The 18,126-nt window shown below is 65.1% G+C and carries 19 protein-coding genes; 6 read left to right on the top strand and 13 right to left on the bottom strand.

Translation table 11 applies throughout. The features are described from left to right. Window positions 1-239: 239 nt before the first annotated feature. Complete coding sequence (locus ACE10X_RS04975; protein WP_375764061.1) at window positions 240-1,082, bottom strand: C40 family peptidase; 843 nt, start codon at window positions 1,080-1,082, stop codon at window positions 240-242. Further along, complete coding sequence (locus ACE10X_RS04980) at window positions 1,075-2,454, bottom strand: M17 family metallopeptidase (RefSeq protein ID WP_038387584.1); 1,380 nt, start codon at window positions 2,452-2,454, stop codon at window positions 1,075-1,077. The genes ACE10X_RS04975 and ACE10X_RS04980 overlap by 8 nt, the downstream gene beginning before the upstream one ends. Before the next feature lie 209 nt (window positions 2,455-2,663). On the opposite strand from ACE10X_RS04980, the gene ACE10X_RS04985 reads away from it, so the two are divergent. Further along, window positions 2,664-3,461 carry a tetratricopeptide repeat protein gene (locus tag ACE10X_RS04985; RefSeq protein WP_038387580.1) on the top strand — a complete coding sequence of 266 codons (798 nt, stop codon included), beginning with the start codon at window positions 2,664-2,666 and terminating at the stop codon, window positions 3,459-3,461. Between the two features lie 333 nt (window positions 3,462-3,794). Here the strand turns inward: ACE10X_RS04985 and ACE10X_RS04990 are convergent, their stop codons facing one another. The 9 genes from ACE10X_RS04990 to ACE10X_RS05030 form a co-directional block, all read right to left on the bottom strand. Continuing rightward, window positions 3,795-4,769 (bottom strand): type II secretion system F family protein, encoded by a 975-nt coding sequence (locus ACE10X_RS04990; protein WP_038387579.1) that lies wholly within the window; start codon window positions 4,767-4,769, stop codon window positions 3,795-3,797. Window positions 4,770-4,778: 9 nt separating this feature from the next. After that, complete coding sequence (locus ACE10X_RS04995; protein WP_038387578.1) at window positions 4,779-5,756, bottom strand: type II secretion system F family protein; 978 nt, start codon at window positions 5,754-5,756, stop codon at window positions 4,779-4,781. Between the two features lie 11 nt (window positions 5,757-5,767). Next, window positions 5,768-7,231 (bottom strand): CpaF family protein, encoded by a 1,464-nt coding sequence (locus ACE10X_RS05000; RefSeq protein ID WP_038387577.1) that lies wholly within the window; start codon window positions 7,229-7,231, stop codon window positions 5,768-5,770. 24 nt (window positions 7,232-7,255) lie between these two features. After that, the gene (locus ACE10X_RS05005; RefSeq protein WP_028342288.1) at window positions 7,256-8,524 is read right to left on the bottom strand and encodes an AAA family ATPase; all 1,269 of its coding nucleotides are present in this window, start codon (window positions 8,522-8,524) and stop codon (window positions 7,256-7,258) included. Continuing rightward, window positions 8,521-9,273, bottom strand: a complete 753-nt coding sequence (locus ACE10X_RS05010) for a CpaD family pilus assembly protein (RefSeq protein ID WP_051003239.1) — start codon at window positions 9,271-9,273, stop codon at window positions 8,521-8,523. The genes ACE10X_RS05005 and ACE10X_RS05010 overlap by 4 nt, the downstream gene beginning before the upstream one ends. Window positions 9,274-9,281: 8 nt before the next feature. Beyond that, a complete protein-coding gene (locus ACE10X_RS05015) occupies window positions 9,282-10,760 on the bottom strand; it encodes a type II and III secretion system protein family protein (RefSeq protein ID WP_085970777.1) in 1,479 nt (492 codons plus the stop codon). Between the two features lie 2 nt (window positions 10,761-10,762). Next, entirely contained in the window at window positions 10,763-11,557 is a 795-nt protein-coding gene (gene cpaB / locus ACE10X_RS05020) for a Flp pilus assembly protein CpaB (protein WP_038387576.1), read from the bottom strand. A gap of 127 nt (window positions 11,558-11,684) precedes the next feature. Then, window positions 11,685-12,209, bottom strand: coding sequence for a prepilin peptidase (locus tag ACE10X_RS05025; protein ID WP_038387575.1), 525 nt, complete (start codon window positions 12,207-12,209; stop codon window positions 11,685-11,687). A gap of 172 nt (window positions 12,210-12,381) precedes the next feature. Next, window positions 12,382-12,546, bottom strand: a complete 165-nt coding sequence (locus ACE10X_RS05030; RefSeq protein ID WP_016842642.1) for a Flp family type IVb pilin — start codon at window positions 12,544-12,546, stop codon at window positions 12,382-12,384. A 279-nt stretch (window positions 12,547-12,825) separates the two neighbouring features. Here ACE10X_RS05030 and ACE10X_RS05035 point away from each other — a divergent pair, with 279 nt between their 5' ends. The 5 genes from ACE10X_RS05035 (at window position 12,826) to ACE10X_RS05055 (ending at window position 17,198) form a co-directional block, all read left to right on the top strand. Then, on the top strand, window positions 12,826-13,656 hold the full coding sequence (locus ACE10X_RS05035) for a sterol desaturase family protein (protein ID WP_038387574.1): 831 nt from the start codon (window positions 12,826-12,828) through the stop codon (window positions 13,654-13,656). A gap of 14 nt (window positions 13,657-13,670) precedes the next feature. Next, a complete protein-coding gene (locus tag ACE10X_RS05040; RefSeq protein WP_038387573.1) occupies window positions 13,671-15,116 on the top strand; it encodes a hypothetical protein in 1,446 nt (481 codons plus the stop codon). Window positions 15,117-15,312: 196 nt separating this feature from the next. Further along, entirely contained in the window at window positions 15,313-15,819 is a 507-nt protein-coding gene (locus ACE10X_RS05045; protein ID WP_038387572.1) for a pilus assembly protein N-terminal domain-containing protein, read from the top strand. A 171-nt stretch (window positions 15,820-15,990) separates the two neighbouring features. Then, a complete protein-coding gene (locus ACE10X_RS05050) occupies window positions 15,991-16,560 on the top strand; it encodes a TadE/TadG family type IV pilus assembly protein (protein WP_016842646.1) in 570 nt (189 codons plus the stop codon). An 8-nt stretch (window positions 16,561-16,568) separates the two neighbouring features. Then, window positions 16,569-17,198, top strand: a complete 630-nt coding sequence (locus tag ACE10X_RS05055; protein ID WP_038387582.1) for a TadE/TadG family type IV pilus assembly protein — start codon at window positions 16,569-16,571, stop codon at window positions 17,196-17,198. A gap of 120 nt (window positions 17,199-17,318) precedes the next feature. Here the strand turns inward: ACE10X_RS05055 and ACE10X_RS05060 are convergent, their stop codons facing one another. Beyond that, window positions 17,319-17,531, bottom strand: a complete 213-nt coding sequence (locus tag ACE10X_RS05060) for a cold-shock protein (RefSeq protein WP_016842648.1) — start codon at window positions 17,529-17,531, stop codon at window positions 17,319-17,321. Between the two features lie 279 nt (window positions 17,532-17,810). Then, a complete protein-coding gene (gene infA, locus ACE10X_RS05065; RefSeq protein ID WP_016842649.1) occupies window positions 17,811-18,104 on the bottom strand; it encodes a translation initiation factor IF-1 in 294 nt (97 codons plus the stop codon). Window positions 18,105-18,126 lie beyond the last annotated feature (22 nt).

The raw sequence follows: 18,126 nt of genomic DNA on the forward strand, positions 1-18,126 counted from the left end.
TGGGTAGAGCGAAGCGAAACCCATCATTCATCCGCGCGGAAGCAGCTTGATGGGTTTCGCTGCGCTCTACCCATCCTACGGCATCTCGCTTCTAGTCCCACGTCGTCCTGAGGTGCGAGCCTTGCGGCGCAATTGCGCCGCTGGGCGAGCCTCGAAGGATGCGTGGCCCGAGCGGGGCCGTCGATCCTTCGAGACGCACGCGAGGGCGCGCTCCTCAGGATGACGGGGGTGGATATTGCCTAAAGCCGCTTGATCGCGAGGACCTCGCTGCCGGCCGCTCTGATCCGTGCGATCGCGGCGTGCGTGTTCTCCACCGCCGTTGCCATGTGATGCGCGTTGGCGTGCACGATCGTCGTCGCGTCGCGCACGATCGCGACATGGCCCTTCCAGAAGATCAGGTCGCCGCGCTGCAGCTGCTTGGATTCCGCCGCCGTCAATTCGCGGCCGAGCCCGTCCTGCTGCATGTCGCTGTCGCGCGGGCAGCCGGTGCCGGCGGCGGTCAGCGCGATCTGCACCAGGCCGGAGCAATCGATGCCGAGGCTCGACTTGCCGCCCCACAGATACGGAGTGCCGACGAATTGCTCGGCGATCGCGACGAAATCACCTGCCATCGTGTCGAGCGACGCGAGATGCTGGCGCGGCAGGTGCCAGCCTTCGCGGGTCATCGCGAACGCATCGTCCTCGCGGACGATCGCAAGCTTCGTCCCCAGCGCCGGCGCCTCGACCGGCGGCAGCTTGATCGACGGGCCCGGAAACGCCAGCGTGCGCGGCGCCGTCACCTTGTGCGTCGGGGCGGCGCCGGGCGTCGTCAGCGCGGCCTCCGGAATCCAGCCGACATAGCCATCATCGGCAAGCTGGCCCCAGGCCCAGCCTTCGCCGTTGCGATCGTAGACCGTGATCCGCTCGCCGCGGAGCGCCTGCGTCATCTGTTCGGCATCGGCCGCGGGGGCCTGGCGCAGCGGCGCAATGGCCTCGCCGACCTCGAGCGTCTCGCCTTCGACGAAGCGCAAGGCCTTGACCTTGCCCTCGAGATATTTCGCCGCGAGGTCGTCGCGGGCCGGCGTCAGACGGGGGTCATGCATAGCGCTGGCTCAGCAATTTGTAGATCGCGCGCGCGGCCTGGCACTCGCCGCCTTCGGGACGGCCGGGCTTTGCCGACGGCGTCCAGCCGTAGATGTCGACGTGCAGCCAGCTCCTCGCGTGCTCGACGAAGCGCTGCAGGAACAGCGCGCAGGTGATCGAGCCCGCGAAACCGCCCGACGGAGCGTTGGTGATGTCGGCGGTCTTGGAGTCGAGCCAGGCGTCGTAGGCCGGCCATAGCGGCATCCGCCACAAAGGGTCGTTCTCGCTCTTCGCACAAGATGCGACGTCGCCGGCAAGCGCCTCGTCATTGGTGTAGAACGGCGGCAGATCCGGGCCCAGCGCCACCCGCGCGGCGCCGGTCAGCGTGCCCAGGTCGACCAAAAGATCGGGCGTCTCCTCGTCGGCGAGCGCCAGCGCGTCGGCGAGCACCAGCCGCCCTTCGGCGTCGGTGTTGCCGATCTCGACCGTGATGCCCTTGCGCGACTTGAAGATGTCGAGCGGGCGGAACGCGTTGCCGGCAACCGCGTTCTCGACCGCCGGGATCAGCACGCGCAGCCGCAGCTTCAGCTTGGCGTCCATCACCATCTGGGCCAGCGCCAGCACGTTGGCGGCGCCGCCCATGTCCTTCTTCATGATGAGCATGCCGCTCGAAGGCTTGAGATCGAGCCCGCCGGTATCGAAGCAGACGCCCTTGCCGACCAGCGTCACCTTCGGATGGGCGGGGTCGCCCCAGCTCAGCTCGACCAGCCGCGGCGGCCGAGTCGACGCCATGCCGACGGCGTGGATCAGCGGAAAGTTCTGCGCGAGTTCGTCACCGTCGATGCAATTGAAGGCCGCACCGAACCGCGTCGCGAGGTCGCGCGCCACGTCCGCGAGCTCGGCCGGCCCCATGTCGTTGGACGGCGTGTTGATGAGGTCGCGCGCCAGCGCCGCGGCATCCGCCATCCGGGTGATCTCCGCCGTGTCGACGCCGTCGGGCGGCACCAGGCGGACCTCGGGGACCTTGTTCGCGCGATAGCGGCCGAAGCGATAGCAGCCGAGCGCGAAGGCGAGTGCGGCAAGTCTGGTGTCATGCGGTGCATTGGCGAACCGATAGACGCCCGGCGGCAGCAGGCCGGGCAGGGCGCCGGGCCGGAACGGATCGCGCGCCTTGTGGTCGGCGTCCTCGAGACCGAACAGCACCTGCGCGATGCCGCCGTCTGCCCCCGGCAGGACGAGCAATTTGCCGGGCTTGGCCGCAAAGTCATTGGCCGCCGCGAACTGGCACGCCGGCGCCGGCAGCTCGCTCCGGATCGCATCCCATGTCGCCTTGGTGACGAAGGTGATCGGCGTGGCGGCGGTCGTGGGGGCAGTCTCGAACACGGATGGCATGCGCGGCTCTCGGCTGTTCTGGCGTCGTTGGTGGGCTACTACACGCCTTTCGCGACGGATGGTAGCGCGCCAACGGTTCACGCGCCGTGCAGGACCGGAACCGGAGAGGCGGCTGCCGGTGCCGCCAGTTAACCAGACGTTAGGGTTAACAGTCTATTGCTGGCACGCTCGGCTGGAACCGTTCGCCCGATTTCGTGAGTCACAGTGCCATGCGTCGACAGTCCAATCTGACCCGGCATCTCGCTTCCGCAGCCCTCCTGGCGGTCCTGGCCGCAGGGCTTGGCGGTTGCCAGACCATGTCCGACGTGGCGGGATCGATCACGTCCCGGTCCGATCCCACGCCCGATGATCCGCGCCGCGCCGTCGAGGTCTACGGCGAGCGCTATCGCAAGAATCCCAAGGATGTCGCCGCCGCGGTCGGCTATGGCCAGGCCCTGCGCATGACCGGACAGCGCTCGCAGGCCTGCGCCGTGCTCGAGCAGGCCACGATCGCCAACCCCGGCAACAAGGCGCTGCTCGCCGCCTATGGCCGCGCGCTGGCCGACAACGGCAATTCGCAGGCTGCATTCGACGTGCTGAGCCGCGCGCACAGCCCGGACAATCCGGACTGGCGGATCCTGTCGGTGCAGGGCACCACGCTCGACAAGATGAACCGGCACGACGAGGCGCGGCGCTATTACGCCAGTGCGCTCAGGCTGGCACCGGACGAGCCGTCGGTGCTGTCCAATCTCGGCCTGTCCTACATGCTGACCAAGGATTTGCCGAAAGCGGAAGAGACGCTGCGCCAGGCCTATGCCAGCGCCCGCGCCGACACCCGGATCCGGCAGAACCTTGCGCTGGTCGTCGGCCTGCAGGGCCGCTTCGCGGAGGCCGAAACGATCGTCAAGGCCGACCTGCCGTCGGATGAGGCCGCGGCCAACGTCGCCTATCTCCGCGACATGCTGAACCGCAAGGACGGCCCGCGGACCGCGTCGCGTGCGGCGCCGGTCGTCGCCAAGGACGACTAAACCAAACGTGGCAGCTCCACCTCCCGTGAAAAGGGGAGGTCGCTTTGCCCGCGAAAGCAAAGCGGGTGGGGATCATCTCTCCACGCGCAGCGGCGTCTGCGGCCGACCCCCATCCCGGCCTTCCCCCTTTCCGGGGGAAGGAGAAGGCAGGCCGTCATTTGGGCTATGCATACTCCAAACCTCCCTTGAAAAGGGGAGGTCGCTTTGCTCGCGAGAGCAAAGCGGGTGGGGATCATCTCTCCATTGCGCAGCGGCGTCTGCGGCCGACCCCCATCCTGACCTTCCCCCTTTCAGGGGAAGGAAAAGCAGTAACGCAGTCCGCTGCTGCGCAACTCAATGCATTGTGGCGATCTTGATGTAGGACGGGCCGAGGATCACGATGAACAGGCAGGGCAGGAAGAACAGGATCATCGGCACCGTCAGCTTGGGCGGCAGTGCCGCGGCCTTCTTCTCGGCCTCGTTCATCCGCATGTCGCGGTTTTCCTGCGCCATCACGCGCAGGCTCTGGCCGAGCGGCGTGCCGTAGCGTTCAGACTGCTGCAAGGCCATGCACACCGACTTCACGCCTTCGAGGCCGGTGCGGCGCGCCAGGTTCTCGTAGGCGGTCTTGCGATCCTGCAAGTAGGACAGTTCCGCGGTCGTCAGCGCGAACTCCTCCGACAGCGCGACCGATTGCCCGGCGATCTCGTTGGCCACTTTCCGGAATGCGACCTCGACCGACATGCCCGACTCGATGCAGATCAGCAGCAGGTCGAGCGAATCCGGGAACGCGCGCTTGATCTGGAGCTGGCGCTTGGAGATTGCGTTCTTCAGGAACAGCATCGGCGCCTGCAGGCCGGCATAGGCCGCGCCGACGCAAATGCCGATCTTGAGCGTGAGCGACCAGTTCGCGCCGGCAATGAAGAACGTATAGATGATCGCGCCGATCAGCATCAGAATCGGCGTGACCGCCCGCGCTGCCAGAAAATAGACATACGGAGCGTGGCCGCGATAGCCCGCCATCACGAGCTTCTCGATCGCCGCTTCCTGGGCCAGCCATTTGGTGAGGTTCAGGTCATCCACCATCTTGGAGACGGCCTGCTTCGGCGTCTGGCGCAGCGTCACCTTTTCCGACTTGGAGAGACGGTCGCGCTCACGCTGCCGGAGGCGCTCGCGCTCGCTGGCGACCGCCTTCATGCGCTTGTTGAGATCGCCGCCGGCGAGCAGCGGCATCACCAGCGTGTAGACCGTCGCGCTTGCCGCGAAGAAGGCAAGCAGCATGGTCATGAACCTGACGTCGTGGAGCTTGGCGACCAGAATATCAATCATGCTGCACCGTCAGAAATCGAAGTTGATCATCTTCTTCATCACCAGCACGCCCATCGACATCCAGATCGCGCAGGCGACCAGCATGAGCTGGCCCATCGAATTGGTCCACAGCAGGGCGATGTAGTCCGGCGTCGTCAGGAAGACGAGGATCATCACGATCGGCGGCAGTGAGCCGATGATGGCGGCGGAGGCCTTCGCTTCCATCGACATCGCCTGGATCTTCTCGGCCATCTTCTTGCGGTCGCGCAGCACCCTCGACAGGTTGCCGAGCGCTTCCGACAAATTGCCGCCGGACTTCTGCTGGATCGCGATCACGATGCCGAAGAAGTTGGCCTCCGGCAGCGGCATCCGCTCGTAGAGCCGGGCACAGGCTTCGCCGAGCGGCATGCCGATCGCCTGGGTCTCGATGATGGCGAGAAACTCGCTGCGCAGCGGCTCCGGCGCGTCGTTGACGACCGCCTTGAGCGATTCGAACAGCGGCAGGCCGGCCTTGATGCCGCGCACGATGACGTCGACGGCGTCAGGCAGCGACTTCAGGAACGCCTTTTCCCGCCGCTTCTTCAGGAAGCCGAGCAGCCAGCGCGGCACGCCGAGACCCATGGCAAAGCCGATGCCGGCCGCGCCGAGCATGCCGCCGCCGGCCAGGAATGCCGCGCCGAACCCGAACAGTCCGAGGGCGCCGGAGATCATCCAGAACTTCTGCTCCGACCAGTCCAGTCCGGCCTGCGAGATGCGCAGGCCGAGCGGGACTTTCTTGTCCTTCTGACGCCGCGCCTCGAGCTCCTTCAACGATCCTTCGACCTGCTCGCGGCGGGAGCGTTGCGTGCGGTCGGCATTTCGTGTCGTCGTGGGTTCGCTGCGCGCCACCGACGCGCGGCGCGACTCGGCCTTCTTTTCCCCCGAAAGGTAGGGATACAGGAAGACCCAGGCGATGCCGCCGACCGTCGTGGCGGCGAGGAAGGCGAGAGCCAGAGTTTGCGTCTGCATCCTGCGTTCCCCTAGACCGGCGCCGGCGCGTCGGAGGCGTCGAGCGCCGCCGCAAGCCGCTTCTCTTCATTGTAGTAGCGCGCACGTTCCCAGAAGCGCGGCCGGCCGATGCCGGTCGAGCGGTGCATGCCGATGATCTTGCCGTTGGCGTCTTCCCCGACCACGTCGTAGAGGAAGACATCCTGGGTGATGATGGTGTCGCCTTCCATGCCCATCACCTCGGTGATGTGCGTGATGCGGCGCGAACCGTCGCGCAGGCGCGCCGCCTGCACGATGATGTCAACCGAGGCGCAGATCATCTCGCGAATGGTGCGAGACGGAAGCGAGAAGCCGCCCATGGTGATCATGGATTCGCAGCGCGACAGTGCTTCGCGCGGATTGTTGGCGTGCAGCGTGCCCATCGAGCCGTCGTGGCCGGTGTTCATGGCCTGCAACAGGTCGAACGCCTCGGGGCCGCGGACTTCGCCGACGATGATGCGTTCCGGGCGCATACGCAGGCAGTTGCGGACCAGTTCGCGCATCGTCACCTGGCCCTCGCCCTCGATGTTCGGCGGCCGGGTCTCCAGCCGCACCACATGCGGCTGCTGCAGCTGAAGCTCGGCGGCGTCTTCGCAGGTGATGATGCGCTCGTCGTGCTCGATATAGTTGGTCAGGCAGTTCAGCAGCGTGGTCTTGCCCGAGCCGGTGCCGCCGGAGATGATCACATTGCAGCGGACGCGGCCGATGATCTGCAGGATGGTCGCCCCTTCCGGGGTGATCGCGCCGAACTTGACGAGCTGCTCCAGCGTCAGCTTGTCCTTCTTGAATTTGCGGATGGTGAGCGCGGGCCCGTCGATTGCCAGCGGCGGCACGATGGCGTTGACGCGGGAACCGTCGGCGAGGCGGGCGTCGCAGATCGGCGAGGATTCGTCGACGCGCCGGCCGACCTGGCTGACGATGCGCTGGCAGATGTTGAGAAGCTGCTGGTTGTCGCGAAAGCGGATGCCGGTGCGCTGGATCTTGCCGGCGACTTCGATGAACACGGTGCCTGCGCCGTTGACCATGATGTCGGCGATGTCGTCGCGCGACAGCAGCGGCTCCAGCGGGCCGTAGCCGAGCACGTCGTTGCAGATGTCGTCGAGCAGCTCCTCCTGCTCGGCGATCGACATCACGATGTTCTTGATCGCGATGATCTCGTTGACGATGTCGCGGATTTCCTCGCGCGCCGATTCGCTGTCCAGCTTGGCGAGCTGGGCAAGGTCGATCGCCTCGATCAAGGCGCCGAAGATCGTCGCCTTGACCTGGTAGTAGTTGTCCGAGCGGCGGGCTTCGACGGCGGGGGCAGGCGGTGGCTTGCTAGGTGCCAGCGGCGGCGACGAGATCGCCGGTGCGGCGGACTCACGCGACATCGCCGGCGCGCCGGCAGGCTCCGGCGTCTGAAACGCAGGCTTGGGTGCCCGCACGTCCCCATCGTTTCCGCTACGCTTACCAAACACGACGTCGTGACTCCACGCGGACCACTATTTGGACCGCAGCTTTTCGAGCAGGGGCGACAGGAAGGACCCCCTCGGCTTCTTGGTCTCGCCGCGGCCTGTCAGCCGCTGCGCCATCTGCAGAAACATCTCGACCGCGCGGTGATTGGCGGAAATCTCGGCGATCATCTGGCCGTTGTTGGCGGCCGAACCGAAGATCTGCGGATCGAACGGGATGGCGGCGATCGGCTGGCTTTCGATCGCTTTGGCAAACTCGCCGGCTGCGATCTCGGGACGCTTCGGCACGCCGACCTGGTTCAGGCAGTACAGCGGTGCGCGGTCGTTGGGCCGCGAGGCCTTCAGCAGGTCGAACATGTTCTTGGCATTACGCAGATTGGCGAGGTCGGGTGCCGCCACGATCAGGATGTCGTCGGCCGCGATCAACGCGCGCTTGGTCCAGCCGGACCATTGATGCGGCACGTCGAGCACGATGCAGGGCATCGTGGTCCGCAGCGTATCGAAGATCGCATCGAACGCCTCGGCGCCGAAATCGTAGACCTTGTCGAGCGTCGCCGGCGCCGCCAGCAGGCTCAGATGGTCGGTGCATTTCGACAGCAGGCGGTCGACGAAGGCGGTATCGACGCGGTCCGGCGAGAACACGGCATCGGCGATGCCCTGCGCGGGATCCTGGTTGTAGTTGAGGCCGGCGGTGCCGAAGGCGAGGTCGAGGTCGGCGACCACGGAATCAAGGGCCAGATCGCGGGCAATCGCCCAGGCGACATTGTGCGCGATGGTCGAGGCGCCGACGCCGCCCTTGGCACCGACGACGGCGACGATGCGGCCGACCGCCTTGGCTTCCGGCGCCGAGAACAGGTTGCAGACCGCGCGCACCACGTCGATCGCATGGGCCGGCGCAATCACGTAATCGCTGACGCCGCGGCGCACCAGCTCGCGATACAGGGTCACGTCGTTGACGCGGCCGATCACGACCACGCGGGTGCCGGCGTCGCACACTGTTGCGAGCTGATCGAGGCCGGCCAGGATGTCGCCGCGGCCCTCGGTCTCGAGGATGATGACGTTGGGCGTCGGCGCCGAGCGATAGGCCTCGATGGCAGCCGCCATGCCGCCCATCTGGATCTTGAGATGAGCCTTGGCCAGCCGGCGGTCCTCGCCCGCCGACTGCACGGCGGCAGCGGTCTCGACCGTTTCGCAGAACGCCTGGACCGAAACCCGTGGCGCCGGAGCAATATGGTCGTCCGCGGCCTGCGGCGGGGCGTCCGTCTGCTCTTCGGAGTTTTGCTGCGCGTAGGTGATCATTTTCCTGTGTCGCTTAGCTTGGCCCTGTCGGACTCGGGATAACTCGTGGCGGTGGTGGTGCCCTTGCGATACTTGTCGAAGGCGATGTTACGACGCGACGTATAGGCAGGGGTCTCCGCGCGCGGCTGCACGAGGTCGGTCGGGTCTTCGACCATGGCTGCGAGGTTGCGCTGATTGGCGCAGCCGAAATTGTAATACTGCTTGTTCTCGATGTAGGACCCGTTGTGGATCGACGGGCCGAGATCTTCCGGCCAGAGGCCGCACGGCCCGGCGACCGCTTTCATCTTTGGATAGTTCACGCGGATCGCGGGCATCTGGCGCGGATCCTCGGGGCGGTATTTGCGAACGAGGATCCCGCGCGGCGGCACGCCGGCGGCGGTGAACGTAGCCTGGATCTCGCGCAGCGATTCCTGGGCGGTCAGTGCGTTCGGCGTGTCGGCGGGAACGTCGATGGTGACGGCGCCGGTTCCCTCGCGCATCCAGTCCTGTGCCATCCCCATCACCTCGGCGCGCTGCTCCGCAGTCAGGCCGCCGCGGCTGCGGCCGACGAAGACCACGATCGAGCGATCAGCCTCGGTGACCGCGATCGGGTGACGCTGGCGATAGTCGGCCGGCGCGTTCACCATCGCGAAACTGTTGTCGGCGGCGTGCTGGCAGGCGCCGAGCGTCACCGCGAGGCTGACGAGCGCTCCGGCGAGAGCGATGCCGCGCTGGTAACCGGCGGATGTCCTGGATGTGGTCTGTGTCATCGTCCGCCTCAGTCCGTAATGAAGCCGTAAGTGCCGCGGTAATTCCGCGCCGGCTCGGTGCGGCCGGGCACGCCGTAGACGCGATTGATGCTGCCGAGCAGATCGGCCTGCGGATCGGATGCGTTGGCGAAGCCGTCATCCGGACGCGACAGGTCCTTCTGCGCCACCGCGCGAACGACATAGGGCGTCACCAGCACCATCATCTCGGTCTGGTTGTTGACGAAGTCCCGGCTGCGGAACAGCGTTCCGAGCACCGGCAGCGACGCCAGCCCGGGCAGGCCATTGATCGCCTGCTTGGTCTGGTCCTGGATCAGGCCGGCCATCGCCATCGAGCCGCCCGAGGGAATTTCCAGCGTGGTCTCGGCGCGCCGGGTCTTGATCGAGGGGATCGTCGTTCCGCCGGCGCCGCCGGTCAGCGAGTTCTCGGTCGAGACTTCCGACACTTCCGTCATCACGCGCAGGCTGATCCGTCCCTCGGTCAGCACCACCGGCGTGAAGTTGAGCGAAATGCCGAATTTCTTGAAGCTGACGGTCTGAACGCAATTCCCGATCGCGCCTCCCGTCGTGGTCTGACAGGTCACGCCGGTCGGAATTGGAAATTCGCCGCCCGAGATAAAGGTCGCCGATTCGCCGGAGATCGCGGTCAGGTTCGGCTCGGCGAGCGTCCGCACCACGCCTGCGCTTTCCATGGCGCGCAGCGTCGCCGACACCGACGGAGCCGCGCCGAACGATGTGGTGAGGGCGTTACCGGGCACCAGCGCTGCGTTGTTCGCCGTGAACGGGTTGTTGTTGGTGAATTTCACCACGGTGGTGCCGTAATTGAGGTTCGCGGTGAGGTCGATGCCGAGCTGCTTGATCAGGCTGCGCGAGACTTCGGCGACCGTCACCTTCAGCATCACCTGGTCGCGGCCGCGAACCGTGATGGAGTTCACGACCTTGTCGGCGCTGCCGACCAGCCGCGTGGCGATCTCGCCGGCCTGCTGCGCTTCGATCGGGCTCGCCGCGCTTCCGGTCAGCATGACGCCCTCGCCGACACCCTCGATCTGGATATCGGCATTCGGAAGTGCTGCGCGCAGGGCCGCGCGCACGCCGTTGAGGTCGCGCTTGACCGCGATGTCATAGGCCGCGATCTGCTGGCCGGCGGCGTCGAAGAACACGATGTTGGTCTGGCCGACCGTCGCGCCGATGATGTAGGCGCGCTGCGCCGAGCGGACCACGGCATTGGCGATCTTGGGATCGGCGACCAGCACATCCTTGATGTCCCTCGGCAGATCGATCACCACCGATTTGCCGACACCGAGTGCGAGGAAGCGGGCATTCATCTGGCCGTCGGCCGCGGCGGGAGCGGCGCGGTAGTCGCCCGCCACCACCGGCGTCAGTGCCGGGTTGAGCGTGAGCGCCGCGACGGCCGAGAACGACAATGCGCGGACCATGAAGGCCCGCATCGTCCGTTGAGTTGCCCCGCCCTTCATCACCTGTGTCCTCATGGTCACTTCTGCATCGTTGCCTGGTTGGCAACGCCAAAGCGGATGACGTTGATGGTCTCACCGCGTCTCTGGTGGTTGTCATCGGTCCTGACGTCGGTCCCGTTGTTGTCGGCGATGCTGCGCAGCGCCAGCGACAGGACGCCGCTCTGGCGCGCGCGCGCCAGAGTCTCGGTCTGGTCAGGCTTCAGCTCCAGCGTCACCGTCTTGCCGATCAGTGCGTTGATGCCGTCCTTTTCCTTCGGCGCCTGGTCGATCGCAAGGACGCGGATATTGGTCAGGATGACCTCGGAATTGACGATGTCGGCGGCGTTGCGGTCGGGATTCTTGTCCCGCTTCGACAACAGGACGTCGACCCGGTCGTTCGGCAGGATGAAGCCGCCGGCACCGGTCTCGGGAGAGATTTCAGTCGATACTGCCCGCATGCCGGTCGGCAGGATCGCGGCCATGAAGCCGCTTCCGTCGGCCTTGACGAGCTTCTGCTCGCGGATCGGCTCGCCCTGGATGAACGGGGCGCGCGCGATCGAGCCGGTGACGTCCTTGATGGCGTCGGCGTGGCTGTCCTTGCGCATGAAGCTGGCGCTGGCGGTCGCCGCCGGCCAGGTCTGCCATTGCAGATCTTCGGCCTTCACTGCCTGGCCGAGGCCGATGTCGGCGCGCGCGACCAGGATGTCGACGGTCGGCAGCTGCGCAACTGGCGGAGGAGCCGCCGGCTTGTCGTCGCTTCCGCTCGCCAAATAAAGCGCCGCAAGGCCGGCGCAGCCTGCAATTGCCAGGACCAGAATGCGGGCCTTATCCATTACGCTTCACTTTCCACATGACGCCGCGACGCTGCCGCCGCCGTGATGGGAGTTGACCAGCTATTCGTCAAAGCATGGTTAATGAGGCGTATCTAAATCGCCTTAACGGGCGGTTACCGCTGCCTTCTCAGCGCATCGCGAAGTGCGCGAGATCGATTGTCTTGATCCAGTCCGTCTCGGGATAGATCAGCAGGGCACCGAGGGCGAGTGCGATGCCGTAGGGAATGCCGGTCTGCTTGTCGTGCAGGCGGCTGAGCCAGGCCTGCGACGCGAGCGGGTAGGGCAGGGGCCATTGCCGCAGCTGCAGCAAGAGCACGGTCAGCGCACCGCCGAACAAAGACGCAAAGACCAGATAGGGCAGCAGATGCTCGAACCCGAACCACAGGCCGGCCGCGGCAGCGACCTTGGCGTCTCCGCCGCCGACCCAGCCCATCGCGAACATGCCGAACGCCACCACGAGAACCAGCGCGCCTGCGCCGGCATGGGTGAGGATATCGTGGACGCCCATCCCGGTCAGCGGCGCCAGGGCAAAGAAGCCCGCCACCAGTGCCAGCGAAATCCGGTTCGGGATCGTCATGGTCAACAGATCGCTCGCCGCCGCAAAGGCCATCAGGGCCGGAAACAGCATCAAGCGTGCGATGTCGAGGATCATGAATTCATGCCGTCAAGCTGGAGCTGCGGTCGAGACCCGACGCTAGCGGCCAATGGTGAACAATCGGAAAAGGATTGCCGGCACCATCAACGGAGGCTGCCGATCGGCCCCCGACAAATAGCAAAGGTCCCGGGATTGCCGGGACCTTTGATGCGAATTCGTCGAAGCCGGCTTACTTCAGCGAGCCCGAGATCGAGTTGAAGGTACCCGAGAGCTTCGTGCCGACGCCGTTGACTGCAGCGATGATCGCGATGGCGATACCGGTGGCGATCAGGCCGTACTCGATGGCGGTCGCGCCCGATTCGTCCTTCACGAAGCGCGAAACGAGGTTCTTCATAAATCACTCCTGTGTACACGTGGCTGGTCGAACTAGATTTGGTCTCGCCGGCGTTCTCAGCACCGTGACCATTGCGGCACCCTAGTGTTGGACGATTTCGGCGCAGTTAATTTGATCGCATAAACTCTGCGGGAACCCGCTGTTGTTGCGCACAGTAAATTTGGCATTAAGCGGTGCGCTAAAATTGCAGAGTGTTGCTGCGATCGGGCGCTTGGGGCCTATTCACGGCTCCTTAAGCGCACATCTATACCCATGGGGCTTCCGTAGTATGAGGCTGCCATGTCCACCCTTCCGATCGAAGTCATCGAGATGCTCGGCCAGACGATGATGAGGGTGGTGCCGATCACGATCGGCCTCGCGCTGTTCTTCACGGTGCTGACCCACTTCTGGGCCTGCAATCCCGGCAAGCCGTGGTGGCAGAAGCGCGAGCTGGTCACGGACATCTGCTACTGGTTCTTCGTGCCGGTATTCGCCCGCGTGCTGCGCATCGGGCTGCTGGTGGTGGGCGCGGCCGCGGTGTTCGACGTGCACGGTGCCGACGAGCTGATCTCGTTCTACGAGAACGGACACGGCCCGCTGGCGCAGCTGCCGCTCTGGCTGCAATCGATCATCTTCCTGGTCGCTTCCGACTTCATGCTGTATTGGCTGCACCGGATGTTTCACGGCGGCGGTTTCTGGAAGTACCACGCCATTCATCATTCCTCCGAGGATCTCGAATGGATCTCGGCGGCGCGCTTCCATCCCGTCAATCTGCTCATCGGCACGATCTCGGTCGACGTGATCCTGCTGATGGCCGGCATCTCGCCGAACATCATGCTATGGGTCGGTCCTTTCACCACATTCCACTCCGCATTCGTACACGCCAACCTGAACTGGACGCTCGGTCCGTTCAAATATGTGATCGCCACGCCGGTGTTTCATCGCTGGCATCACACCGCGCTCGAGGAGGGTGGCGACACCAATTTCGCCGGCACGTTTCCGCTCTGGGACATTCTGTTCGGGACATTCCGCATGCACGAAGGCAAGCTTCCGGATGATTACGGCGTCGACGCCGAGCAGGGCGTGCCGGCCGAAATCGGCGGACAGCTGGCCTATCCGTTCCGTCATTGACCGGACGCGCGCGCATGAGTGCTGAGACCGCAACCGTCCCACAGGCGCGGGCCTCGGTGTTCGCCGAAGTCCCGGCCTGGTTCTGGATGGCGTGCGGCGTCTATGCGCTGCTGCTGGTCGTCGGCGACAGGCTGCTCGCCGATTCCGACACCTACTGGCAGATTGCCGTCGGCCGGTGGATCCTCGACCACCGCGCATTGCCGTCGGTCGATATCTATTCCTTCACCAAGGCGGGTGAGCCTTGGGTGTCGTCGTCCTGGCTGGCGCAGGTGCTGTTCGCGAAGGCCTACGACCTTGCCGGGTGGACCGGGCCCGCGGCGCTGGCCGCGGCCTGCGGCGCCGCCACCTTCGCACTGCTCACCGCCATCCTCAGCCGCGCGCTACCGGCGATCTACGCCAGCCTGATCGCGCTGGCGGCGCTGGTGCTGACATGCGGGCATCTGCTGGCCCGTCCGCATGTGCTTGCACTGCCGATCATGATGGTCTGGGCGAACGGCCTGATGGTCGCCAGCGAACGCCGCGAGGCCCCCTCGTTCTGGCTGCTGCCGCTGATCGCGCTCTGGGCCAATCTGCATGGCGGCTTTCTGTTCGGCCTGGTGCTGGCCGGCGCCTTCGCGCTCGATGCGCTGTGGAACGCCGCGCCGGCGCAAAGATTGCCGCTGGCGCTGCGCTGGGCCGCATTCGGCCTCGGCGCGCTGGCCGCGTGCTGCGCGACGCCCTATGGCTGGGGGACGATCCTCGCCTCGCTGAGGATTCTCAGCCTCGGTGAACTGCTGCATCTCATCGCGGAATGGATGCCGGCGAGTTTCAGCCACGTCGATGCGTTCGAGCTGACCATTCTCGGCCTGATCTGCGGGGCGCTCTATTGCGGGGTGAAGCTGCCGCTGCCGCGGATCGCCCTGGCGCTCGGCCTGCTGCACATGGCGCTATCCCATGTCAGGAATCTCGAGCTCTTCGCTTTGCTGTTGCCGCTGGCCGTGCTGACGCCGGTGGCAACCCAGTTCGGCCTGCGTGCCGCAAGCGTGGTCCGGCTGAAGGCCACGCCGGCCGCGATGCTGATCGCCGCGCTCTGCGTCTCGACCTGGTTCGTTGCGGCGCGTCGGGACATGTCGCCGCCGCCGATCCATTCGCCCGCCGCCGCCGTCGACGCGCTGAAGGCTCACAACGTGCAGCGTGTGCTCAATGATCTGCAGTTCGGCGGCTATCTGATCTGGCGCCAGGTGCCGGTGTTCGTCGACGGCCGCGCCGAGCTTTACGGCGAGAAGTTCGAGATGGCCTATTACCGTGCGCTCCAGCTCAAGGACGTCGACGGCTTCCTCGATCTGCTCAAGACCTACAGAATCGATGCGGTGATGCTCGATCCGGCAACGCCCGCCTCCAAATTTCTCGATCACATCGATGGATGGCAGCGCCTCTACGCCGACGATCGCGTGGTGGTGCATGTGCGTGACGCCGGCTAGGCGGCGATCCCCGCAGGGGCGTTTTTCCGCGGGATCACCGGGCCGTTGGCCGATCCGTTCCGGAAGTCGTGACATCCGCGCAATTCGGCGATCGATTTTTGCTCTTCTTAAATGAATTGCCGTCAGATTTGCCTGCGTCGGGCGCCGGTCCGCTGCGTATCGCTTTTGCCGGCTTGTTAACGTCCCGGGGTAAGGTATGTCGTTTCAGTCCCAGCGTATTCGCGCCGTCGCGCGCATTGGATTCATCTCGCTGGCCGCAGCCGTTCTGCTGTGGCCCGCATTCGCAACGGCTGCGCCGGATCCCGACCGGATCGCGGTCAATGTCGATCAGGCCAAGCTCGTCAAGCTGCCCGGCGGCATCTCCACGATCGTGGTCGGCAACCCGCTGATCGCCGACGTCACCCTGCAGAATGGCGGCGTTGTCGTCGTGACCGGCAAGGGCTACGGCGCGACCAACTTCATCGCACTCGACCGCACCGGCCAGGTGCTGGTGGATCGCCAGATCCAGGTCGAAGGTCCGACCGACCAGCTTGTCACCGTCTATCGCGGCGTCGATCGCGAGACCTACAGCTGCATGCCGGTCTGCCAGCGCCGCATCACCCTCGGCGACGGCGAGACCTACTTCAAGTCGACCATGGACCAGGCCGGCTCGCTCAACAGCCAGGCCTCCGGCTCGGGCGCGGCCGCGAAGCCGCAGAACTAGCGCGTGTCCGCGCCGGCGCTTCACACGCCGGGGCAGCCGCCGGCCGCAGGCGGTTCATCCGACATGGTTAAGAAAAGCCTAACGGATCGGGTCGCTCTGTCTCGATCCGGCGAAATACTTCGACAATGAGTCTTGGGTAGTTGTTGTCGCCATGTTGATCCGGGGTCGTTGATGCCGCTGCCCGCTCATTCTTTTGCGCGCCTCCTCCATCGCTTTCGCCGAAACCGCCGTGGCGCGACCGCGGTCGAATTCGCGATGGTCGCGCCGCTGTTTTTCGGACTGCTGTTTGCGATCATCGAAGTCGCGATGATCTTCTTCGCGAGCCAAGTTCTGGAGACGGTGACGCAGGATTCCGCGCGCATGATCATGACCGGTCAGGCGCAGGGCGCAAGCTATACCCAGCAGCAGTTCAAGAACTTCGTCTGCGGCCAGGTCAGCGCGCTGTTCGATTGCGCCAACGGCATATCGGTCGACGTGCGCAGCTATCCCGCTGCGACGGGCTTCAGCAGCGTCAACATCGCGCCTCCGATCGATTCCAACAACGCATTCATTCCGACCATGAAATGGTGTCCCGGCAAGGACGGCGACGTCGTGGTGGTCCGGCTGTTCTATCAGTGGCCGCTGTTCGTCACCAAGCTTGGCTTCAATGTCGCCAACCTCGCCAACGGCAAGCGGCTGCTGACCGCGACCGCGACATTCAAGAACGAGCCATCCGGCACCGCCGGGGCGACGTGCTCATGAGCAACGTCATGAAAACCCGGGCAGCGGCCTTGCTGCGCTCGCTCGCGGCCCTCTGCAATGACCGCCGGGGCCTTGCCGCGGTCGAGTTCGCTTTCGTTCTGCCGCTGATGCTGGTGCTGTTCTTCGGCACCGTCGAGTTTTCATCCGGTGTCGCGGTCGACCGCAAGGTCACCTTGATGGCGCGCGCCGCGTCGGACCTGACTTCGCAGTCGACGCAGGTGGTGGATGCCGACCTGCAGAATTTCTTCAGCGCCAGCGTCGGCATCATGACGCCGTACGATCCGACGCCGACCAAGGTCACATTGTCGGAAATCTACGTCGATGCCTCGAAGGTCGCGCGGATCCAGTGGAGCAAGGCGGGGGTGATGGCCACGGGCGCCACGCAGGCCACATTGACGGCCTCGAGCCGCAGTCAGGGCGATGTCGTGACCAGCGTCGTTCCGGCGGCGCTGCTGGTTGCGGGCACCTATCTGATCTTCAGCGAAGTCAGCTACAAATACGTTCCGACGGTCGGCTATGTGATGGCCAAGAGCGGCATCAATCTCACCGATGTCGCCTTCACAAGGCCGCGGCAGTCGGTTTGCGTGTTCTACGCCCCGACGTCCGCCACGATGCCGACGACCTGCTCGACCTATTAGAGCTTTTCGAACGACGCTGACGCCGGTTGGCAATCCAGACAAAAAGGGCCGCATCCGAAGATGCGGCCCTTGATGCTTTAGCGACAATTTCCTGGAGCTTCGCGCTCCCGGGAAATCGGCTTATCCGGCGGCGCGCAGATTGTCGGCCGAGGATTTGCCGGAACGGCGGTCAGCCACGATCTCGTAGGAGATCTTCTGGCCTTCACGCAGAGTGCCAAGGCCGGCGCGCTCGACTGCACTGATGTGCACGAACACGTCGTTCCCGCCTTCATCCGGCTGGATGAAGCCGTAGCCCTTGGTCGCGTTAAACCACTTCACGGTTCCCATGCTCACGTGGGTAGTCCCTTCTCAGATATACAAGTTCAAGACCCGCTGATCGGCGGGGTGGTGAGATCGAATTTTTGGAAGGGTCGTCAGCGTCTGAACCGGCTGTACCGGTATTGGCTAATGTCGTCCGGCCGAAAATCGATGGGTAGGATATTATTCGATAGAAGGCTTCAAAACAATCCTGAAAACAATCCTGACGTGCGCGATTTTTTGGCCGGCGCAGCCGCCGGCCAATTGTGCGCAGGACATCAGGACGTCATGCCCGCAGCGGTTGCAATACCCCGCTTATCGGCGGCGGAACTGGCCGCCGCGCTGCGCTCCGCCCCGCGGCGGGCCGCCGGGCGCGCCGCTCGGACGTTCGTCCTTGTGCCGGAAAATCAGGCGCCCTTTTTCGAGATCGTAGGGCGACATTTCGATCGTAACGCGGTCGCCGGCCAGCGTCTTGATGCGGTTTTTCTTCATCTTGCCGGCGGTGTAGGCGACGATCTCGTGCCCGGCATCGAGTTGCACCCGGTAACGAGCGTCGGGGAGAATTTCGGTCACCAGTCCTTCGAACTGGATCAGCTCTTCCTTAGCCATATGTTTCTCCAGATCGAGCGAC

The organism is Bradyrhizobium sp. Pha-3 (assembly GCF_042258325.1).
GTDB classification, from domain to species: domain Bacteria; phylum Pseudomonadota; class Alphaproteobacteria; order Rhizobiales; family Xanthobacteraceae; genus Bradyrhizobium; species Bradyrhizobium elkanii.

What these genes read in the sequence shown, in the direction of transcription:
- ACE10X_RS04975 (WP_375764061.1), bottom strand. Translation starts at nt 1,082, where the DNA reads ATGCATGACCCCCGTCTGACGCCGGCCCGCGACGACCTCGCGGCGAAA.
- ACE10X_RS04980 (WP_038387584.1), bottom strand. Translation starts at nt 2,454, where the DNA reads ATGCCATCCGTGTTCGAGACTGCCCCCACGACCGCCGCCACGCCGATC.
- ACE10X_RS04985 (WP_038387580.1), top strand. Translation starts at nt 2,664, where the DNA reads ATGCGTCGACAGTCCAATCTGACCCGGCATCTCGCTTCCGCAGCCCTC.
- ACE10X_RS04990 (WP_038387579.1), bottom strand. Translation starts at nt 4,769, where the DNA reads ATGATTGATATTCTGGTCGCCAAGCTCCACGACGTCAGGTTCATGACC.
- ACE10X_RS04995 (WP_038387578.1), bottom strand. Translation starts at nt 5,756, where the DNA reads ATGCAGACGCAAACTCTGGCTCTCGCCTTCCTCGCCGCCACGACGGTC.
- ACE10X_RS05005 (WP_028342288.1), bottom strand. Translation starts at nt 8,524, where the DNA reads ATGATCACCTACGCGCAGCAAAACTCCGAAGAGCAGACGGACGCCCCG.
- ACE10X_RS05010 (WP_051003239.1), bottom strand. Translation starts at nt 9,273, where the DNA reads ATGACACAGACCACATCCAGGACATCCGCCGGTTACCAGCGCGGCATC.
- ACE10X_RS05015 (WP_085970777.1), bottom strand. Translation starts at nt 10,760, where the DNA reads ATGAGGACACAGGTGATGAAGGGCGGGGCAACTCAACGGACGATGCGG.
- cpaB (WP_038387576.1), bottom strand. Translation starts at nt 11,557, where the DNA reads ATGGATAAGGCCCGCATTCTGGTCCTGGCAATTGCAGGCTGCGCCGGC.
- ACE10X_RS05025 (WP_038387575.1), bottom strand. Translation starts at nt 12,209, where the DNA reads ATGATCCTCGACATCGCACGCTTGATGCTGTTTCCGGCCCTGATGGCC.
- ACE10X_RS05030 (WP_016842642.1), bottom strand. Translation starts at nt 12,546, where the DNA reads ATGAAGAACCTCGTTTCGCGCTTCGTGAAGGACGAATCGGGCGCGACC.
- ACE10X_RS05035 (WP_038387574.1), top strand. Translation starts at nt 12,826, where the DNA reads ATGTCCACCCTTCCGATCGAAGTCATCGAGATGCTCGGCCAGACGATG.
- ACE10X_RS05040 (WP_038387573.1), top strand. Translation starts at nt 13,671, where the DNA reads ATGAGTGCTGAGACCGCAACCGTCCCACAGGCGCGGGCCTCGGTGTTC.
- ACE10X_RS05045 (WP_038387572.1), top strand. Translation starts at nt 15,313, where the DNA reads ATGTCGTTTCAGTCCCAGCGTATTCGCGCCGTCGCGCGCATTGGATTC.
- ACE10X_RS05050 (WP_016842646.1), top strand. Translation starts at nt 15,991, where the DNA reads ATGCCGCTGCCCGCTCATTCTTTTGCGCGCCTCCTCCATCGCTTTCGC.
- ACE10X_RS05055 (WP_038387582.1), top strand. Translation starts at nt 16,569, where the DNA reads ATGAAAACCCGGGCAGCGGCCTTGCTGCGCTCGCTCGCGGCCCTCTGC.
- infA (WP_016842649.1), bottom strand. Translation starts at nt 18,104, where the DNA reads ATGGCTAAGGAAGAGCTGATCCAGTTCGAAGGACTGGTGACCGAAATT.